Annotated in this window: 1 protein-coding gene and 1 pseudogene; one reads left to right on the top strand and one right to left on the bottom strand. The window is 69.8% G+C overall.

Annotation, left to right across the window (positions count from 1 at the left end; genetic code table 11):
• Positions 1-65: 65 nt before the first annotated feature.
• Positions 66-830, bottom strand: a complete 765-nt coding sequence (locus G3N98_RS39260; protein WP_206151123.1) for a DUF899 domain-containing protein — start codon at positions 828-830, stop codon at positions 66-68.
• Between the two features lie 114 nt (positions 831-944).
• Here G3N98_RS39260 and G3N98_RS39255 point away from each other — a divergent pair.
• Positions 945-1,139: pseudogene (locus G3N98_RS39255) on the top strand (helix-turn-helix domain-containing protein); the annotation flags it as partial.

The following is a 1,139-nucleotide window of genomic DNA, read 5'->3' as shown; positions in this document are numbered from 1 at the left end:
CGAAGGCCCGCGCGTCGGGGCCCGCAGGCCGCGTCATCGCCCGCCCCCGCCCGTCGCCGGCGCGCTCAGCCGCGTGCGTACTCGTCATGACGGCGCCACCACGGGCCGGTCTCGTTGCGCCCGCGCGGCGCGCGATCGAGCCACTGGTACATCCCCCACAGCCCGTCGAGGCCGCGCGCATAGGTGGAATACGTGTGATAAACCGCACCGTCCTCGCGCACGAACGCGCTCATCCCCGGACGGTCGAGCGAATACGTGACCGCGTCCGTGCCGCACGTCGCAGCGAACTCTACGACGGGTGCCGGCGGCGGATCCATGTCCATCGCGTGACCGGCCCGCGCGTAGTTGTACTCGACGTCGCCGGCGCGCTGCTGCGTTTCGGTGAACGACACGTTGAAGTCGAAGTTGAAATCGCTGCCGACCGACGACGCCCACGGGAAGTGCCACCCCATCCGCTGCCGGTACGCGAGCAGCTTCGCGAGCGGCGCGCGCGACACGGCGGCGAGCGTCACGTCGTGGTTCGCCAGATGCACGGCAAAGCCGTCGAAACCGTCGGCGATCGACGAACACGACGGGCAGCCGGCTTTATAGTCGGGGCCGAACATGAAGTGATAGACGAGCAGTTGCGAACGGCCGCGAAACAGGTCGTCGAGCGTTGCCTGCCCGTCTTCGGTGTCGAACCGGTAGGTCTTGTCGACGCGCACCCAGGGCAGTGCCTGGCGCCGCCGCGCGAGTTCGTCGCTTTGCCGCGTCAGCGCCTTTTCCGCGTCGAGCAGCGCGCGGCGTTCGGCCAGCCATTCGTCGCGGGTTCCGGTGAGATGAGTCGTCATGGCGGGTTCCTCCTTCCGATGGGTATCCGGGCACGGCGTCCGGTGCCGTGTGCGTGGTGCTAGATTAGGGGCGGGCATCGGACCGGAGGGAGTGACAAGTGTGTCGGGATTCGGATGGATTCGCTGATCACGGCGGCCGCGCGCGCGCTCGCGGCCGGTGACGCGCTCGGCGCGCTGAACCGCGTCGCGCTGCGCGACGATGCGCCGGCGCTCGCGCTGCGCGGGATCGCGATGGCGCAGCTCGGCGATTTCGAACGTGCTCGCGCACTCGTGCGCGGCGCCGCTCGTGCGTTCGGCGCGAAGGAGGCA

The sequence above is a fragment of the Burkholderia sp. Tr-20390 genome, assembly GCF_017104595.1.
GTDB lineage: Bacteria > Pseudomonadota > Gammaproteobacteria > Burkholderiales > Burkholderiaceae > Burkholderia.
The sequence above is the reverse complement of the archived record's forward strand: the minus strand, read 5'-3'. Positions and strand labels throughout refer to the sequence as shown.

Excerpts from the sequence above, each read along its gene's own strand:
- G3N98_RS39260 (WP_206151123.1), bottom strand. The coding sequence starts at position 830 with ATGACGACTCATCTCACCGGAACCCGCGACGAATGGCTGGCCGAACGC.